The 1,475-nt window shown below is 44.1% G+C and carries 2 protein-coding genes and 1 riboswitch; both genes read right to left on the bottom strand.

What is annotated here, in order from left to right:
- Positions 1 to 428: 428 nt before the first annotated feature.
- Entirely contained in the window at positions 429 to 725 is a 297-nt protein-coding gene (locus SSCH_RS06235; protein WP_044664717.1) for a hypothetical protein, read from the bottom strand.
- Positions 726 to 741: 16 nt separating this feature from the next.
- Positions 742 to 1,014: a hypothetical protein gene (locus tag SSCH_RS06230; protein ID WP_044664716.1), complete on the bottom strand. Its 273-nt coding sequence runs from the start codon at positions 1,012 to 1,014 to the stop codon at positions 742 to 744.
- Positions 1,015 to 1,162: 148 nt separating this feature from the next.
- Positions 1,163 to 1,342: riboswitch (cyclic di-AMP (ydaO/yuaA leader) on the top strand.
- Positions 1,343 to 1,475 lie beyond the last annotated feature (133 nt).

The following is a 1,475-nucleotide window of genomic DNA, read 5'->3' as shown; positions in this document are numbered from 1 at the left end:
CAATTCTGATGCCTAACACAAATGTAAAAAAAGCAAATACTCAACTTGCCAAAGAGAATGTCCAAGGAAAACACAAAACAGCCAAATAAAGATAATTTGCCAGTAAAAATTGAAAAAAAGCATTGGGCATAAAAAGAATAACGCTCAACGACAAGCAACAGCATCACCTGTTCTATTGGTATCGCCTACCATATACCTGATACCTTCTTTAATTTGAAAAAATTTATTCTGGAAAGCAGACAAAGCACTTCTGCAGGCTAAAAAAACGGGCAAAAACCGCATTTTCGTCAACACTGAACAAGGTTTGGTGGAACCCTAGCAAAAACCGGCAGTATCTTCGCTGCCGGCCTGCTTGTATCTAGAATTTCGAAAGTCTCTACTTATCTTCCTTGTCATCTTCCGTATACGGCATAGGGCCACATGGTGGGTCATAACAGGGATCCTTCCGGGGCCATAACAGGGATCTCTTCCAGGATCACAGTCGTCTCCGTATTCCGGTGGACAGGGCTGCCAGGCTTTTTGGGTTCCTTACAGGGTTCGCGCCCATCCATCCCCATCAACATGCACAACATTTCCATCTCTTCTTTTTCTCTCTGAATCATCATCTGGATAATGCACCTGCAGTGGTGACTGGGCACCATCTGAGCAATCCTCTGCATAAGTGCAATTTCAGATTCATCCATCTTGATCACACGCTTTAAATAGTCCTGCCAGGCTCCAGTCATTTTTCATCCCTCCCTTTTATTCCTTTTTATCTTGTTCCGGTTTTTTTTGGTATGGATAATACTTGCCGGGTGGCCTTATTCCATCAGGGTCGTCCGGGCAGGGCGGTTTATAGCATTCATCACAACAACTGTAAAGAGTATTCCAAAACTCTGCATCCTGGGCCTCTTCTTTGATTATTCCCAGCAGAGCCTGGGCGACCGGAGGCGGAGCCGTCTGTGCAGCCTTTGCCAATAGTTGTATTTCTTCTAGGTCATATTCCATCGCTTTTTTATAAAGATGATGAGACATGTTAAAGTCCCCCTTTCCAAAATCTGTTCTAAGTCAGCTTATGCCAGATGGTGGCATTTTGTTCCATACATAGGGTCACAAAACCATTTTCAGGAATATGCCTTGACACATACTAAAGTTTATAGTACTATGAAGAAAATATAGTTATTGACCAGTAACGCTGAGTTCTCCTGGGGAGAAGCGGGGAAACCAATTTTAGGGGTGAATCCTCGGCACTTTAGCAGCACATTTTGTCATTCGATGTGATGTGAGTGAGTGTCAGGGTAGGGTTACCTTGCAACCCCGAACCCCGTCAGCTAAACCCTCGTAAGCCGTGGGGAAAGGGAAAGCCCAGGGAAGCTATGATTTTGGGTCGTAAAATCACTGCCCCTTATTTTACAACACGCTTTTCCGGGCAGTTTTTTTTGACTTCAAAAGCGGTCCTCCCGCGCTTAGGAATTTATTATTTCCAATTTTTCGGA

This window comes from Syntrophaceticus schinkii, assembly GCF_000946815.1.
Classification (GTDB): Bacteria; Bacillota; DSM-12270; order Thermacetogeniales; family Thermacetogeniaceae; genus Syntrophaceticus; species Syntrophaceticus schinkii.
This window is presented reverse-complemented; position numbering and strand designations above follow the sequence as displayed.